General features: G+C 41.2%; 15 protein-coding genes. 10 read left to right on the top strand and 5 right to left on the bottom strand.

Going from position 1 to position 17,171, the window contains the following annotated elements; genetic code table 11:
* Positions 1 to 4 precede the first annotated feature (4 nt).
* The 4 genes from AACM45_RS08160 to AACM45_RS08145 all read left to right on the top strand — a co-directional run bounded on the left by AACM45_RS08160 (position 5) and on the right by AACM45_RS08145 (position 5,051).
* Positions 5 to 2,245 (top strand): type II secretion system protein GspD, encoded by a 2,241-nt coding sequence (locus tag AACM45_RS08160; protein ID WP_339141945.1) that lies wholly within the window; start codon positions 5 to 7, stop codon positions 2,243 to 2,245.
* Positions 2,245 to 3,456, top strand: a complete 1,212-nt coding sequence (locus tag AACM45_RS08155) for a hypothetical protein (protein ID WP_339141944.1) — start codon at positions 2,245 to 2,247, stop codon at positions 3,454 to 3,456. Before AACM45_RS08160 ends, AACM45_RS08155 begins: the two co-directional genes overlap by 1 nt.
* A complete protein-coding gene (locus tag AACM45_RS08150) occupies positions 3,449 to 3,961 on the top strand; it encodes a hypothetical protein (protein ID WP_339141943.1) in 513 nt (170 codons plus the stop codon). Before AACM45_RS08155 ends, AACM45_RS08150 begins: the two co-directional genes overlap by 8 nt.
* Positions 3,962 to 4,094: 133 nt before the next feature.
* Positions 4,095 to 5,051 (top strand): ROK family protein, encoded by a 957-nt coding sequence (locus AACM45_RS08145; protein ID WP_339141942.1) that lies wholly within the window; start codon positions 4,095 to 4,097, stop codon positions 5,049 to 5,051.
* Positions 5,052 to 5,167: 116 nt separating this feature from the next.
* Here AACM45_RS08145 and hutG read toward each other — a convergent pair whose 3' ends face one another.
* Genes hutG through hutH form a run of 4 tightly spaced genes read right to left on the bottom strand, consistent with a single transcriptional unit; the run spans position 5,168 to position 11,012 of the window.
* On the bottom strand, positions 5,168 to 6,121 hold the full coding sequence (gene hutG / locus AACM45_RS08140) for a formimidoylglutamase (protein ID WP_339141941.1): 954 nt from the start codon (positions 6,119 to 6,121) through the stop codon (positions 5,168 to 5,170).
* 2 nt (positions 6,122 to 6,123) lie between these two features.
* A complete protein-coding gene (locus AACM45_RS08135; RefSeq protein ID WP_339141940.1) occupies positions 6,124 to 8,169 on the bottom strand; it encodes a urocanate hydratase in 2,046 nt (681 codons plus the stop codon).
* A 28-nt stretch (positions 8,170 to 8,197) separates the two neighbouring features.
* On the bottom strand, positions 8,198 to 9,433 hold the full coding sequence (gene hutI / locus AACM45_RS08130; RefSeq protein WP_339141939.1) for an imidazolonepropionase: 1,236 nt from the start codon (positions 9,431 to 9,433) through the stop codon (positions 8,198 to 8,200).
* 1 nt (position 9,434) lies between these two features.
* Complete coding sequence (hutH, locus tag AACM45_RS08125; RefSeq protein WP_339141938.1) at positions 9,435 to 11,012, bottom strand: histidine ammonia-lyase; 1,578 nt, start codon at positions 11,010 to 11,012, stop codon at positions 9,435 to 9,437.
* 82 nt (positions 11,013 to 11,094) lie between these two features.
* On the opposite strand from hutH, the gene AACM45_RS08120 reads away from it, so the two are divergent.
* Positions 11,095 to 11,988 carry a LysR family transcriptional regulator gene (locus AACM45_RS08120; RefSeq protein ID WP_339141937.1) on the top strand — a complete coding sequence of 298 codons (894 nt, stop codon included), beginning with the start codon at positions 11,095 to 11,097 and terminating at the stop codon, positions 11,986 to 11,988.
* A 101-nt stretch (positions 11,989 to 12,089) separates the two neighbouring features.
* Positions 12,090 to 12,644: a nitroreductase family protein gene (locus AACM45_RS08115; RefSeq protein ID WP_339141935.1), complete on the top strand. Its 555-nt coding sequence runs from the start codon at positions 12,090 to 12,092 to the stop codon at positions 12,642 to 12,644.
* 41 nt (positions 12,645 to 12,685) lie between these two features.
* Here the strand turns inward: AACM45_RS08115 and AACM45_RS08110 are convergent, their stop codons facing one another.
* Positions 12,686 to 13,192: a DUF456 domain-containing protein gene (locus AACM45_RS08110; RefSeq protein WP_339141933.1), complete on the bottom strand. Its 507-nt coding sequence runs from the start codon at positions 13,190 to 13,192 to the stop codon at positions 12,686 to 12,688.
* A gap of 143 nt (positions 13,193 to 13,335) precedes the next feature.
* On the opposite strand from AACM45_RS08110, the gene AACM45_RS08105 reads away from it, so the two are divergent.
* From AACM45_RS08105 to AACM45_RS08090, 4 genes are all read left to right on the top strand, one after another.
* Positions 13,336 to 13,698, top strand: a complete 363-nt coding sequence (locus AACM45_RS08105) for a BlaI/MecI/CopY family transcriptional regulator (RefSeq protein WP_339141932.1) — start codon at positions 13,336 to 13,338, stop codon at positions 13,696 to 13,698.
* Positions 13,695 to 15,347, top strand: a complete 1,653-nt coding sequence (locus tag AACM45_RS08100) for a M56 family metallopeptidase (RefSeq protein WP_339141931.1) — start codon at positions 13,695 to 13,697, stop codon at positions 15,345 to 15,347. The genes AACM45_RS08105 and AACM45_RS08100 overlap by 4 nt, the downstream gene beginning before the upstream one ends.
* Before the next feature lie 26 nt (positions 15,348 to 15,373).
* Complete coding sequence (locus AACM45_RS08095; RefSeq protein ID WP_339141930.1) at positions 15,374 to 16,516, top strand: tetratricopeptide repeat protein; 1,143 nt, start codon at positions 15,374 to 15,376, stop codon at positions 16,514 to 16,516.
* 171 nt (positions 16,517 to 16,687) lie between these two features.
* Positions 16,688 to 17,170 (top strand): hypothetical protein, encoded by a 483-nt coding sequence (locus AACM45_RS08090; RefSeq protein WP_339141929.1) that lies wholly within the window; start codon positions 16,688 to 16,690, stop codon positions 17,168 to 17,170.
* Position 17,171: the final 1 nt, after the last annotated feature.

Raw genomic sequence — 17,171 nt, 5'->3', positions numbered from 1 at the left:
AACCATGAAGAAAATCCTACTATTTCTTTTCCTATTACCACTTTGTATTGGATACGCCCAAGAAAGCGATACTGCTGTCAAGCAAAATAGGATCTTGAATATTCAGAACAACCTTGAAGCATTGGCAGTTGAAAATGCCGGACTATCAGAAAACCTGAAGTTGGATATCAACATAAGTAGTGTTTCACTATCTAATTTTTTGTTGGCGGTTGCCGATGTACACAAACTAAACCTGAATGTTGACCCAAGTCTTCAAGGCATAAACATCGTCAATAATTTCTCTGATGTGGCGGTTGCCGATTTATTGGTCTTTCTGTGTAAAGAATATGATTTGGATATTGATTTTACGGGGAGTATCCTATCCATAAAAAAATACGTTCCCCCGCCTAAAAAAATTGTCGAGAAAGAAATCCAAGTTTCATTTGATGGGGTGAACAACACCATATCCATGGATTTGACCAATGATAATCTAGAGAAGGCCTTTAGAAAAATCATCGATGTTTCTGGTCAAAACCTATTGCACAACAATGGAATGGAAAATATGCCCTTGACATTTTATATAAAGGATGTTCCCTTTGATCTTGCCATGGAAAAACTGGCCAATACGAACAATTTGATCTATTCGAAATCTCGGGATGGCTTTTACTTGTTTGATAGAATTGCACCTGATGAAGGGGCCAGCTTGAATTCACGAAGAAACAACAGGGGTTTTGGTAATAATCTAAATTATCAGGTGATTGATACGATAAAGCGAATATTGACCGTCGACTTTCAAAACACACCTATTTCGACGATTGTTGAAGCCATTAGTCTTGATCTTGATTTGGATATTTATACCGCCACTCCGCTTTCTGAAGCTGGCAATGCCAGTATAAAGGCCAAACAGATCTATTATGATGAACTGCTCACCAAGATATTTGAGAGCAAATCAACGATTGTTGGAACCCAGAATGCACAGGCCAATAACCAACCAAACCAAAATGTAAGAAACAATAGAAATACAAACGCTGCATTGAACAATCAAGGCATTGGTTCTGGGGCATCCGCATTTACCTTCAAAAAGGAAAATGACATTTATTTTTTTGGTACGGAAGATCAATTAAGTGTTCGAAAACTTGAGGTGGTGCAAATGATGCATCGTTCTGTTGAGCTTTTGGGAGACCCGATGCAAAACAATAGTTTTGGCAGATCGGCGGGCAGAACAGTAGGGGGTAATATCAATTATCTGGGCGGAGGTTTTCAGGGTCAAGGCAATTTTGGGAATAATCAAAACGGTCTTGGTCGCAATAACCTCAATAATACACGTAGTATAAATACCCAAAGCTCGCAATTTGGTAGTGATTTTGCTTCAACTGCAGAAGCCATAGTTAATATTCTGCCCGATGAGGTTACCTCAGATCTTGATATTAGGGTAGACTTTGAGCTCAATAGTTTTTTGGTAAGCGGGCCTGCCTCAAAAATCAATCGCTTTAAAAAGTTTATTGGTGAAATAGATAGGCCCGTACCCGTGGTATTGATAGAGGTGATGCTTATCGAGGTTCGAAGAACGGCAACCGTTGAAACAGGTATTAGCTGGGGAATCGGTGATGAGGAAGTTAGAACGCAGGGGAGTGTTTTTCCAGAAACCGATTTGACGCTTGGGGCTAAAACGGTCAATAAGATCATCGGGGGTTTTGACGGTTTCGGTTCTTTTAATATCGGTAAGGTAGTGCCCGAATTTTTCGCCACCATAAAGGCGATGGAACAGAACGGTAATATTAAAATTCGTTCTACCCCGAAATTGTCAACCTTGAACGGACATCGAGCAAACCTCTCTATCGGTGAAACCACCTATTATGTGGTGACCAGCCAAAACTTTTTTGGATCCCAAATACCTACCTCATCGGAAATTCGAAATTTTCAACCCATTGATGCTGAACTGGCGGTGAGTATAAAACCTTTGGTATCGGGCAACGGTCAGGTTACCTTGGATATCAATGTCATCCAATCTGACTTTAACGGGGAACGAATAGATGAAGACGCCCCACCAGGGCTGACCTCTAGGGAGTTTAGTTCGATAATCAGAATGCAGAACCAAGATCTCGCCGTTTTAGGAGGGTTGGAAGAAAAGGTCAAAAACGATTCGGGCAGCGGTGTGCCATTTTTGGCAAGAATACCCGTTATTAAATGGCTGTTTAGCAAGAGAAGAAGGGAAGACAGCAAACAAAAACTCACCATCCTCATTAAACCAACCGTAATATACTAGTGTTCAAGCAACTTAAAACGTATTTGAATATAGGGTCTAAAATCTATGGGATAGAGGTTTTCGAGCATAACGGTACCCTTAATTATGAGGTGGTATTGGTAAAACGATCAAAAACCGAGTTGCTCATTTCAACGAGCCATACCTTTACTGACTGGCAAGATGTGGTCGACGGGTTAGATGCCAAAACACCTATTTGCTTATGCTATAATACCGACGATGTCCTTCATAAAATGGTATCGGCCCAAGCCAAGTACAATGATACTGCGTTAATTGAACAGGTTTTTCCGAATATCGTTATAGAACGATTTTATTATAACATTGGCCCGTTTCATGCAGAGCACTATCTTGCTTTGGTCGAAAAGGCTAAAATCGATGCTGTTATAAAAAACTTTGAAGGTGCTAAACTGCATGTTGTAAACTACAGTATAGGGCTCTCGGTGTTGACCAACCTGTTGGACTATTTCGTTGAGGATACCATACATACCACCACCAAAACACTTGTTATTGATAAAGGCAGATCTGAAGATACCATTGTTATTCAACCTCAAAAAGGAAAAATCCCTAAAACGGGTTATGAAATCAATGGTTTACATGTTGATCATACCAAATTGCTAGGTTTAGGTGCCGTTATTGATCTACTGAACCAAGGTGCGAAAAAAAATTATCTCGGGGTGTTGAACGCCCAACAAGAAAAATTTAAGTACACAAGGGCTTTTCAGGTTCTGTTGTGGCCCATCGTAGCTTTTTTCTTTGTATTGTTATTGTCCAATTTTTTAGTGTTCAATCATTATTATACAAAATCCAATGATCTGGAAGTGGAGTTGAATTCAAACAACACCAACAAAGAAAAATTGATAGGATTAAAAGAAAGCCTCATTGCAAAAGAAAAAAGGGTCGAAGCCATTCTCACCAACAATAATTCGAGAAGCACGCTCTTTATGGATGCTATAGCCCAAAGTATTCCAAATTCGGTATTGTTGGAAAATTTGGTCTATCAACCTATTTCCAAGCCCATAAAGAAGGACGAGGCCATTGCACAAGATTTCAATGAAATATATATTTCAGGAGAGACCAACGATACGGAAGCCTTTTCAAATTGGATCGTAATACTTGAAGATTTTGAATGGGTGTCGCAAGTTGAAACGATATCGTTCGGTTTTAAGAGTAAGAACAGTTCGATTTTCAGTCTAAAAATCACGGTCAATGAATAGTAAAAGACGTTTTTTTCTATTGATCATCGGGGCAGTTGTGCTCTTTCTGATATCTTATCTTACGGCGATATCAAAAACCCTTACGCTTCGCAAACAGTATAGATCATTGGAAAAAGAAGCTTTTTTGAACAAAGACGTTTCGTTGCAGTTTCAAGTAATTTCTAAAAAACAGGTGTATTACGATTCCATATTGCAGACCATGAATTTGACGGATACTTCTTTAGAGAATAATTTTTTAAAAACATTGAACGCTGAATCAAAAAAAGGACAACTGAAATTAAAGACCTTTAATACACCCCACCTATTCCTAAGCGATGACGCAAAATACGTTTCGTATGATTTTACTTTAGAAGGAGACTTTGTCAACATGTTGAAATTACTTCACAAAATAGAAATAGGGGGTACGTTTGGTGTCATAACCCATCTTGATTTTAAAAAAGAGACTGATTTTAGAACTCGAAAAAAGTCGCTTACCTCAAGGGTTTTGATCCAGAGCGTACAGTGATATTTTCAGATTAAAGTTTTAATAACGTTAACCCAATAGGTTTAGGCCGACTATATTTAACCCGACCGGTATGGGTCATTAATTTTCTACTATTGGGTAAAATATTTACTTTTAAAGGTATAGCAACAAACATATGGATTTAGCGATAGGAATTGACATTGGCGGAACCAAAACCAAGATTGGATTGGTCGATAATAAGGGGAATTGCCCTGTGCAAACCTTCTTCAGAACAAAGGAGTATCCTGATTTGGGCGACTATCTTGATCAGCTAAAGCAAAGTATTGATGATCTGATTGCCGAATTGGATTTTAAACCTAACATCATTGGATGTGGTATCGGGGCCCCCAATGCATCAAGTAAACGGGGCACCATTGAAAATGCTGCTAATCTACTTTGGAAGGGTTCTGTGCCTTTATTGGAAAAGTTCAAGGAAAGGATGCCCATGCCCATGCGTATTATGAATGATGCCAGTGCGGGCGCTTTGGGCGAAATGCTCTTTGGAAGTGGGCAAAACATGACCGATTTTATAGTTATTACCCTTGGTACCGGTTTCGGAGCGGGGATTGTGGCCAATGGCAAATTGATAGATGGTTACGACGGCTTTGCAGGCGAGCTTGGCCATATCGACATGACTATAGGTGACGGGCGTTTAACTGGCCTTGGGGTTCGGGGCGGATTGGAGGCCTATGTTTCGGCAACCGGCCTAAAACGAACGATAATGCATATGCAGAGTAAATATATGGACGATAGCCGATTTCGGAATATCGCTTACAATGACCTACACGGTGAGGATATTACCAAGGCTGCCGAAGAAGGTGATGTCATTGCCATCAAGGCATTTGATTATACCGCTAAAATAATGGCGCAAGCTTTAGCCAATTTTACCGCATTTACCCAACCTGAAGCTTTTGTTTTGATGGGCGGGTTGACCAATAGCGGAAAATGGATCTTGGAACCCTTGGAAAAATTTTTTAATGAGTTTTTGTTGGAAGTCTATAGAGGTAAGGTGAAGCTTATCTCCTCCGGAATGGAAGATAAGACGGCCGCTATTTGTGGTGCGGCAGCATTGATTTGGGAAAATCAGCATTAGAATAAATTCTTTTATATCTTTGTACCGTTGTGTTGGGTCTCAACATTGTTGAGACCAGGTGATGCACAGAAAGTGCAAACCAATGAAAGGCTTTCCTTATGGGAGGCTTTTTTTGTTCAACGATACTCGGCATGTATAATACTGTGCAATAGGCTGGCAGCAAGCTTCGCAGTGCGACCATCTAGATCGTATTTTGGGTTCAGTTCTGCAATATCAATGCTAATCAATTTGCTAGAGGCCATAATGGTATCCAATGATTCCAACACAATATCAGGCGAAAACCCCATCGGGGACGGGGCACTTACCCCTGGGGCATATGCCGAAGAAAAACCATCTAGGTCAATGGTAACATAAATATGATCCACTTTTTCCATGAATGCCCGTATCCAAGTATTGATTTCCTTTGAGAATTGAATGCGAAATGTATTACGGTCTACGAAAGTAACTTCAAATTCTTGTGCAGTCTTGAAAAGTACTTTATCATTGGCATCTTTTCGAATACCCAGACATAAATAATGAAATGGTTCGTTTTCATTTGCAATTTGAAAAAAAGGAGTTCCTGAACTGGCTCCGTTGACATCGTTTCTCAAGTCAAAATGCGCATCAAAATTGATAATACCTATTGATGGTCTTTTCTTTTTGCTAAGAAGATAGTTCTTTATTCCATTATAATGTCCATAAGCCATATCATGGCCACCGCCTATAAGAATGGGGCGTTTGTTTTTCCTTAGCAATTCAGTAACTGTCTTTAAAAGTGTTTTTTGTGTGGCTTCCAATCGTCCATCGTTACAATGTATATTGCCAACATCGATTAGGGATGTCGTTTCGTTTAAATGGTTGGGCATTTTGGCCAAGATTTTTCGAATCGCATCCGGACCATTTTTTGCCCCAATGCGTCCCTGGTTTCTATGAACACCTTCATCACAAGCATACCCTAAAAGAGTGAAGGCACTTTTGGTGCTTTCAAGCTCTGAAAGCGGGACCAATTGCACTTTTTCATGCAAGTAAAGCACTTCGCTTGAATTTCTGCCAATCCAATTTGCTCTTGTTGGGGGTGTGTAATTTAGCATACTTATAGCAAATTATCCAAAAGGGCGTCATCTACCAAATTAGGCAAAGTGATTTTTAGGTTTTTCGTACGTTCCATTTCCCGTTTAAGGGCAAAAATCGCTTCTTTATTTCTCGCCCAACTACGTCTTGCAATACCATTGTTCACATCATAAAAAAGCATGTTTTGTAGCTTTTTATGGGCTTCTTCCGTGCCATCCAATAACATTCCAAAACCACCATTGATGACCTCACCCCAGCCTACACCGCCACCATTGTGGATAGATACCCAGGTGGCGCCCCTAAAACTGTCGCCAATCACATTGTGAATGGCCATATCTGCGGTGAATTTACTACCATCGTAGATGTTGCTCGTTTCACGATAGGGCGAATCGGTACCGCTCACATCATGATGATCACGACCCAATATAACGGGTGCTGAAATTTCGCCTTTGGCAATCGCCTCGTTAAAAGCAGCCGCGATTTTTATGCGACCTTCCGCATCCGCGTATAAAATCCTTGCTTGAGAACCTACCACCAATTGATGTTGTTCCGCCTCTGTGATCCATGTGATGTTGTCTTGTAGTTGTTGTTGAATTTCATTTGGTGCTTCTGTTTTGATGCTATTTAAGATCGTTGCAGCGATTTGGTCGGTCTTTGATAGATCTTTGGCGGTACCTGAAGCACAGACCCATCTAAATGGGCCAAACCCATAATCAAAACACATCGGGCCGAGAATATCTTGAACGTAAGAGGGATAAGCCCATCCCCCGACACTTTCCCCAGGTGAAGGGGAGCTTATCATTTTTCCATTTTTATCCTGATAGATTTTAGCACCAGCTCTCGATGCCTCTAGCAAGAACGCATTGCCATAATCAAAAAAGTAAGTCCCTTGGGCCGTATGGTTATTAATGGCAACAACCTGGCGTCGTAAAGAGGCCTGTACTTTTTGTTTGAATGCTTTGGGATTTTCGACCATGAGCACATTGGCTTCTTCATAAGATAGGCCGACTGGATAGTAGCCACCCGCCCAAGGATTGTGCAATGAGGTCTGGTCAGAACCTAGGTGAACTGCTATTTTTTCCTCAAAAAAACGTTCCCAAACATCAACTATATTTCCGATATAGGCTATGGAGACCACTTCTTTATTGACTACCGCTTTCTTGGTCCATTTTACCAAGGTATCCAAATCATCTACGAGAACATCTACCCAGCCTTGTTCGTGTCGCTTTTTTGCAGCGGAAGGATTTACTTCGGCGCACACGGTGATACACTTTGCGATAGTACCCGCCTTAGGTTGTGCACCGCTCATACCTCCCAATCCGGCCGTCAAGAAAATTTTTCCATAGGGTGTATCATTCTTCTTCAACACTTTTCTAAAGGCATTCATTACGGTGATGGTAGTGCCATGAACAATACCCTGTGGACCAATATACATATAAGAGCCAGCCGTCATCTGTCCATATTGGGTCACCCCAAGGGCATTGAATTTTTCCCAATCATCGGGTTTGGAGTAATTAGGAATCATCATTCCATTAGTGACAACCGCACGAGGAGCCTCTTTTGAGGAAGGAAACAAACCCATAGGATGCCCTGAATACATGTGCAACGTTTGTTCATACGTCATTTCAGACAGGTATTTCATGGTCAGAAGGTACTGTGCCCAGTTCTGGAATACGGCCCCATTGCCGCCATAGGTAATCAGTTCTTCAGGATGTTGGGCTACAGCGGGGTCGAGGTTGTTTTGAATCATCAACATGATACCTGCTGCTTGTCGTGATTGGGCGGGGTAATCATTGATGGGTCTCGCATACATTTCGTACTCCGGCTTGAACCGATGCATATAGATGCGACCATAGGCCTTAAGTTCATTGGCAAATTCATTTGCTAATTCGCTATGCCATGCTGTTGGAAAATAACGCAAGGCATTTTTTAGCGCTAATTTTTTTTCTTGTGCGCTCAAGACATCCTTTCGTTTGGGAGCAGGATTGCCATTTTTAGGATAGGGCCTTGGTGGCGGTAATTCTTTGGGAATTCCTTGTTTTATAGCATTTTTGAAAGAGAGCCTCATTGTTAGTATTGTATTTTTCTAGTTATTATCACCCATCACCCACCTTAACTCCATTTTTCCAAACCTTGCCAGGCTTTAATTGCCCTTGATGATAAGTGATTTCTTGATAATTCCCTGTGGGAAAGCATATAAAATCCGCCAATTTCCCCCCTTCCAGATTTCCCCTATCCCCTAGGTTCAAAGCTTTTGCGGCCCTAAAAGTGATACCGGCCAAAACCTCAATATTGGTCAACTTTTCAAAGGATCCCAGTACGCAGGCTTGGGTCAACAAATCACCCATGGGTGCTGAACCGGGATTATGGTCACTAGCGATGGCCAAGGCAGCGCCCGCATCCAATAATTGACGGGCAGGGGCGAAGTTACATCCCAAGCCTAGGGAGGCCCCAGGCAATGCAACCGCAACAACATTACTTTTGGCCAATGCCATAATTTCTTTTGACGTACTTGCCTCTAAATGGTCTGCACTCAGCGCATTGAATTCTATCGCCAGCTGACTTCCGCCCGTAGTAAATTGATCGGCATGCACCGTAATATCAAATCCATTTTGTTTGGCGTTTTCAAAATAAGGTCGAATTCCTTCTTTTGAAAAAGCGCTTTCTTCGATAAAGGCGTCAATACGTTGGGTCAAGTTTTCTTTGTGCAGTATAGGAAACAGGTCATTCGCAATATGCTCAAGATATGCTGTAGGGGTGCCGGCCCAATCTTTAGGCTTCATATGTGCCGCCAAACAGGTGGGGATGAGGTCTTGAACGACGGTATCATTCCCTTTTTTAATGGCACGGAGCATTTTGAGTTCTTGGGTTACCGATAGACCGTATCCGCTTTTGACTTCAAGGGTGGTTACACCATTGCCCAAGTGTTTTTGACATCGTTGTACAATACCATTGACCAATTTGTCTTGACTTGCTTTTCGAGTATGGGTTACGGTATCCCAAATACCGCCTCCGGCCTTTGCGATTTCCAAATAGGATCTACCTCCATTTCGCATGGCATAGTCGTTAGCTCGGTTACCACCAAAACAAATATGGGTATGGGCATCAACAAATCCTGGTAAGCACACCTGTTCCCCCTCAATACGCTCTATGGTAACGGTGTCGGATATTAAGTCCTCAAAACTACCAACCTTGATTATTTTTCCTTCAGAGACAAGAATTCCACCATTGTCAATGACGGTCAATTGGCCATCTTGCAAGGCACCTTTTACAGATAGGCCCGTCATTGGGAGTATCTGGGTAAAAGGCCCTATCAATTTAAGATTCTTCATTTTAATAGTGTTCAAATTCCTCTTCGTAAGGGGCATTCCATCTCAGGTCATGGTCCTGCATCGTTTTGTCGACCAAGGCAATAATCCCCGAGTTCTTGATGATACCAATGGCAACTTCAATATCATCTGAAAAAACGCGGTCTTTGGCCGCAAATGGTACTTTGGTGCGAAGGTATTGGTGTATTTCATCCAATAACATTCCTGATTTTAAAGGCTTTCTAAACTCAAAAGCCTGTGCGGCCGTCAATAACTCGATAGCCAAAATTTTCTCAATATTATTTAAGACCTGTAGGGCCTTTCGACCACTGATACTGCCCATGCTTACATGGTCTTCTTGCCCTAATGAAGTGGGAATGCTATCGGCACTCGCCGGAAAACAAAGGCTTTTATTTTCACTAGCAAGTGCCGCTGTGGTATACTGCAAGATCATGTACCCTGAATTGATTCCCGTATTTTCCATTAAAAGTTTGGGCACCCCTGGACTATTGCCCTCCAATGCCAGATAAATGCGTCGGTCTGAGATGTTGCCAAGTTCTGCTGCCGCCACCGTGGCATAATCCAAGGCCATAGCCAAAGGCTGCCCGTGAAAATTACCGCCACTTATGGTCAATTCCTCATTGATAATAATCGGATTGTCGGTCACGGAGTTCAGTTCAATTTCGAGCAGTTCTTTCAAATGTAACCAAGCATTTCTTGAGGCCCCATGAACTTGGGGTATACAACGTAAGGAATACGGATCTTGCACCCGTTCACAATCGATATGGGCCTCTAAAATTTCCGAACCTTTAAGCAAGGTACGAATGCGTGCCGCCACATGTTGATTGCCTTTGAACGGGCGTTGGTTGTGAAGTTCTTCATAAAAAGGTTTCATAGAGCCTTGTAGGCCTTCAAGCATCATCGCTGCGACGACATCGGCATGTTTTAGGCAATTTCGCAGTTTGGCCACCACTTTGACGGCATGGGCAGCAATGAATTGTGTGCCGTTGATAAGGGCTAGCCCTTCTTTCGCACCGAGAGCAAGGGGCTTTAAATCCATTTGTGTAAAGAGATTTGCCGTAGTGATGGTTTTACCTTTATAACTGACCTTGCCCAAGCCCAGCAAGGGTAAGAATAGGTGTGAAAGTGGTGCGAGATCTCCGGAAGCACCAACGGAACCTTGGGATGGTACGACGGGAATTACATGATGTTCGATATGCCAAATGATGCGCTCTAAGGTTTCCAATCGAATACCGGAAAATCCTTTTGCCAAAGCATGTACTTTTAAGATGAGCATTAGTTTGGCGATATCTTCTGCTATCGGTTCACCAACACCAACACTATGGCTTTGTAAAATGTTGGTCTGCAATAGTTTTGTTTCTTCTTTGGATATTTTAGTGGTACAAAGTGGTCCGAAACCGGTATTTATGCCATAAACCGGCTGGCCTTTTTCAACGATGGTCGCTACTGCCTGTGCACTTTTCTGAACTTTTTTCTTGGTCGTATTGGATAGCACTGCCTTAAGAGTGCCTTTACCGATGAGGATGGCCTTACGGGCCGTCAAATGGTCTTCGCCCCATAAAAAATAAAGTTGCTTGGGCATAGTGCATATAGTTTTAGGATACTTAAAATTAAAACCTATTTTTGATAACTGGTAATACTAATATTTATAATGATTGATAATTATGAATTATCAAATTGAATTACGGCATCTGCATTATTTTTTGGCCGTTGCCGAAGAACTGCATTTTAGAAGGGCAGCAGAAAAACTGTTTATTTCACAACCCGGTCTGAGTACCCAAATCAAACGGTTGGAAGAAGTATTGGAAACACCGTTGTTCTTAAGGGATAAGAAGAAAGTGCGCTTGACTGCTGCTGGAATGTACCTGAAAGGCGAGGTAGCGTTTCTATTGAATCATTTAGAACAAACCAAAAAACAATTAAAACAAATTGGGGCCGGTCATTTGGGAGAGTTGCGTATCGGCTTTTTGGGCTCTGCGATGCAAAAGGTGATTCCGAAACTGTTGGTCCGGTTAAAAGAGAGCCATCCTGGGGTGCACACTTCGCTCGAAGAGCTATCGAATAACGCACAAATTAACGCCCTATTGAAAGACCGATTGGATGTTGGTTTTGTCCGTCTGAGACGTGTGCCCGAATCCCTTGAATTACGGCCTGTCTTTGAGGATACCTTTTCCGTGGTGCTTCCTAAAGATCATAAAGTGAAGTCCGCTACCTTCAAAAACATGGCATCATTTGCAAATGACGACTTTATTCTTTTTTCACAAGAGTACAGTCCGTTGTATTTTGATACCGTGGTGAGCATCTGCGAAGATGCCGGCTTTACGCCAAAAGTCTCGCATAAATCGGTACATGCGCACACCATCTTTAAGTTGGTCGAAAATGGATTGGGAATTGCCATTGTACCGACCGCCTTACAATACGGATTTGACATGGAGGTTCGGTTTATCGAATTGAAAGAAGTACCTCAAAGAGCGGTTTTGTCCGTAGTTTGGAAAGCAGACAACCGCAACCCGGTGTTAAAACCTTGCTTGGATTTATTGTTGGGACCTAAAAATTGACTCCGGTATTGTATTTTAGATTTTTATTAATGGGACCATAATTGCTTTTTTTGAAAAAAGGGCATAAAGCGAATACCATATAGTCGATTATCAAAGAAATTATGATTTTAGAATTAATACGAAAAAGACGTTCCATCTTTCCTGTCCAATATAATGGGAAACCCATTTCAAAAGAAGTGTTGGAAAAGATTTTGGAGGCTGCCAATTGGGCACCGAACCACAAAAAGACGGAACCTTGGCGTTTTAAGGTATTGCAAGGGAATTCGAAGGATGCCTTAGGTACTTTTTTGGCGAATAAATATCAAGAGGTTGAAGCGAAACCCAAGAAATTGAAAATCAAAAAGTTATTGGATAATCCGTCAAGGGCGGCTGCCGTTATAGCCATCTGTATGCAACGTGACCCTAACGAAAGTCTCCCTGAATGGGAAGAGGTGGCGGCAACCGCAATGGCCGTTCAAAATATGTGGCTTTGCTGTACCGAATTGGGTATTGGCAGTTATTGGAGCTCACCAGGACTTATCAAATATATGGATGCCTTTTTTGATTTGAACGAAGGGGAAAAATGTTTGGGTTTTTTCTATATGGGCTATTATGATGAAGCGCCGGAAGCGGGGGTACGCCAACCTATAGAAGATAAAGTGGTGTGGTTGGAATAATATAGTGTCCAATCAAAATCAAAAGGCTGCTATCACCGGAATCAACTGAAAGTGAACAGTTCAACACCGTATTCAATGGCTTTCCAAATGAAAAGTCCGGCATAAATCACGGTGACCAAAAACTTCATAAAGGTTCCGGTCAAAAATCCCAAAAATGAGCCAAAAGCAGCCATTAAAGCAGATTTTTGATCCGTATTCTGGGTAAGCTCCCCTATGAAGGCCCCTAAAAATGCCCCAATGATGATTCCACCTGGTATAGGTAAAAATAAACCGATGAACAGTCCGATAATACTTCCCCACATGCCTGCCTTGCTACCACCAAACTTTTTGGTACCCATTGCGGGTATGACGTAATCCATGATGGTAATAAGCAATGCAAAGAACAACGTGATACCCAGTAACCACCAATTGTCAGGCACCGCTTTGGTAGAATAAAGCAATAATAACCCGATCCAACTAAGGGGTGGACCCGGCAATACGGGCAAAAAACTACCCAATACACCAATAAGTATACATATAAAGCCCAAAATCAGTAAAACGATGTCCATATTAAATTAGCTATTGGTTAGACAAATGTATACCGCTTTTGTTACATATGGTAAGGTGTGACCAAAACATTTTTAAACTAAAAAATTAGTTTAAACTAATTTTTTAATTATATTTAAATCCTTTAAACTAAAAACTTAGTTGAATGAAGCGATTGACAAAAGCGGAAGAAGAGGTCATGCAGTTACTCTGGAAGCTTGAAAGGGCCAATGTAGCCGCACTTATCGACCAATTGCCCGAACCAAAGCCAGCATACAATACCGTATCTACGATTGTTAGAATATTAGAGGATAAAGGTTTTGTAGATCATGAAAAAGTGGGGAAGGGCCATATTTATTTTCCGTTGGTTAAAAAATCAGAATACGGCAACCAAAGTTTGAACAAACTGGTCGATGGCTATTTTCAGGGTTCCTTTCAAAGTATGGTCTCTTTTTTTATGAAGAAAAACGATATCAGTCTACAAGAATTGGAAGAAATTATGAAAAGCATTAAAGAAGAAGGGCGATGATTACCTACGTTTTGGAAATAGTAATGTTTCAACTGGCATTTTTGCTCGTCTATGACCTTTTTTTGAAAAAAGAGACTTTCTTTCAATGGAATCGTGCTTACTTACTGGTAACCTATGTTTTCTCTTTGGTAGCACCTTGGATTAAAATAGAAGCTTTTAAAACTACCCTGCCTACGGAATATGCCGTATATCCAACAGCGTTTCATGCATGGTACTCGCCACAAGCGGATATTGTAAAGGAGGAAGTCCGATTTTGGGCCTCTTTGGCTTGGTATGAATGGGTTTTTGGAATCGGAATTGTGATTGCAAGCCTGTTGTTCATAATCAAATTGTCAAAAATCAATGGACTAAAACGACGAGGTCGAAAACAATATTATCCCCAATTCACCAAAGTAATTATCGCCCAAAGTGAACTGGCCTTTTCTTTTTTTAGGCATGTTTTTATGGGTGACCATATTCCCAAAGAAAAAGAGGCGAACATCCTGGCCCACGAGTTGGTGCATATACGTCAGTACCACTCTGTAGATCTCTTGTTCTTTGAATTGATGCGCATCGTATTTTGGTTCAACCCTTTGAGCTATGTGTACCAATCAAGAATGGCGGAACTGCACGAATTTATCGCTGATGCCCGAGTGGCAAAGCAAGATAAAAAACAGCAGTACCAATTGTTATTGTCAGAAGTTTTCCAGACCCAAAACATCAGTTTTGTCAACCAATTTTTTAAGAAAGCATTAATCAAAAAACGAATCGTCATGTTAAGCAAATCAAAATCAAAAAAGGTATTTCAACTAAAATATTTATTGTTGTTGCCCTTGGTATTGGGGATGTTGGTATACACTTCATGTGAAATGGAAGTCAAAGAAAAGGATGCTGAGGGTGCCATTGGTCTAAGATCGAATGTTACCCAAAACGTACTACCCTTTGCGACCGTTGAACAAGTTCCCATCTTTCCCGGCTGTGAAGGTGCTGCCGACAGGCGTAGTTGTTTCCTAGAACATATTCAGGGCCATATCAGAAAGCATTTTAATTATCCCCAAGAAGCCCAAGCACAGGGCATTCAAGGCAGGGTCAATGTCTTATTTGAAATTAACACTGATGGCAACATCGTGAATATTGTCAAAAAAGGCCCTCATGGACTTTTAGAGGATGAGGTGGAACGAATAATCAATCGTTTACCCCAGATGCAAGCCGGTAGTCAAGATGGGGAACTGGTAAGAACCGCATTTTCAATACCTATAGTTTTTAGGCTTGAATCGGTAATCGAAGAAAATAGTGAAAGTAAAAATGGACCAGAGGTCACCTTTATGACCATTGATGAAGTCCCCACTTTTCCGGGCTGTGAGAACGCAGCGGATAAACGCGCCTGTTTTCAAGAGCGTATACAAGAACATATCAGAAAGCACTTTAACTATCCACTTGAAGCCCAAGAGCAGGGTATCGAAGGGAGGGTAAGTGTTGTCTTTCAGATTACCAAAGATGGCTCGATTGCCAATATCAGAAAACGAGGTCCGCACGAGTTGTTGGAAAATGAGGTGGAACGTATCATAAAGAGATTGCCAAAAATGGAACCGGGCAGACAAGACGGAACATCGGTCGACGTGCCTTTTTCAATACCTGTAAACTTTGTGCTGTCAGAGGGTAGGGGATAGTAATCTTAAAAAAACAACAAATTGATTTGAAACAGGTAAATGTAGTAGTCCTTTTAGGGTTCTTATTGACGAAAGTCGGAGCCCAGTCATTGGATTTTGCTATGGCGGACAGCCTCTATCGTATTGGCGATTATACCAAGGCTATCAATGCCTATGCAAAAATTGGGGATGAAAAGGCCAATCTTCAAATCGCAAGGGCCTATGCGGCACAAAACAAAAATGAGAAGGCTATTGCCCAGTACCAAGGCTTGGTGGAAAACTACCCAGAAAACATACTGGCCCAATTTGAGTTGGGGAAACTCTATGATAAAACCAAGCAATACACATTATCGATTTCATTGTTTAAAAACCTTACAGAGACCACTGCACAGAATCCCGAGTTCTTTTACTTTCTAGGGAAGGCCTTGCAGGCTACACTTGATTACGATAAAGGCAATGAGGCACTTCAGAAAGCAATTGACCTAGACAGTACCCATTTGCGTAGTATCTATTTATTGGGCAAATATTATGTAAGCATAGAAGAACCTTCAAATGCCTTGAAAACGATAGAGCTAGGCTTAAAAACCGCCCCCAATAATGTTGCCTTACTTAACTTAAAGGCTTTGACCAAATTTGAGACTGGGGTATATGAAGAAGCTGCGTCATTGTTTGAGAGGCTATTGGAGTTGGGAGAGACAAAACCTTTTATCTACAAAAAACTGGGTTATTCCCTAGTCAATAGGTGGAGATACAAAGAGGCCAAAGAAGCCTATAAGCAATTAGGTAGGGTCTTGGATTATCAAGCAGACGCCTATAAAGGGTTGGCTCAAGTTTATTTTCAAGAACAAAAGTTGGATAGTTCCGAAACCTATTATTTAAGATCAATTGAAGAACGACGGTATAGTTTTGATGAAGAGTATCGCGACCTAGGGCGTATTGCTAGGTTAAAAGGAGAATTGAAAAAGTCGTTGGACTATTATACCAAGGCTTGGGAAGAAAATAAAGCGAATCCCTTCAACTACTGGCAAGTCTGTATTTTGGCTGACGAATACTATAAAGATCCAAAGGTCAAATTACGCTATTACCAAAAACTACTTACCGATTTTAAAGAGGTGATGCCCTTTATGAAAGAACGTGCCCAAAAACGTATCACTGAACTGAAAGAGGAAATTCATTTTGGCAAAGACTGATGCTAAAAGTACGAGGTACAGGCCTTAACTTCGGTCATGCCCTGTTTCCGTTTTGTTTTTGATTTGATCCCTATGCTTGAACTTTGTGTTTGTATTTGAGGTTTGGGTTTGTATTTTAGTTTGTATCTGTTTATCCTAAAAATTGTAATTTCAGCCAAATTCTTTTAGGCTGTGATCAAAAAGGTAATCCCTTTATTCTTAGTATTTTTCTTTTGCTCGTGCGAGCTATTCCAATCAAAGGAAGTTCGCACTGAGAATCAGGTGAATAAAGAGTTGATGACCATTGATTGGAACGATGTCGATACGTACCCGGTTTTTGAGAATTGTGATGAAGGTGTAAGCAAATATGAACAGCGAGACTGTTTTCAACAAACCATGCTCCAATATTTTGCCAATGCTTTTTCAGATGCGGAATTTGAAGTTTTAGAAACGGTTGACGAGACGCTGTATATTGATTTTAAGGTGGATGAGCATGGTTTCATTACCTTGCATAAAATAGGGGAAAATGAGAGGGTCAATGAATTGATTCCGAATTTTAATGAAGAAGTTTCAAATCGTTTAAAGGAATTGACGACGGTAGCTCCCGCAATAAAAAGGGGTATTCCCGTAAGTATGAAATTTCGACTACCACTGGTTTTAAATACAAACAACTAAT

Origin of the sequence: Croceitalea sp. MTPC5 (assembly GCF_036985505.1) — a bacterium.
Lineage (GTDB): Bacteria > Bacteroidota > Bacteroidia > Flavobacteriales > Flavobacteriaceae > Croceitalea.
This window is presented reverse-complemented; position numbering and strand designations above follow the sequence as displayed.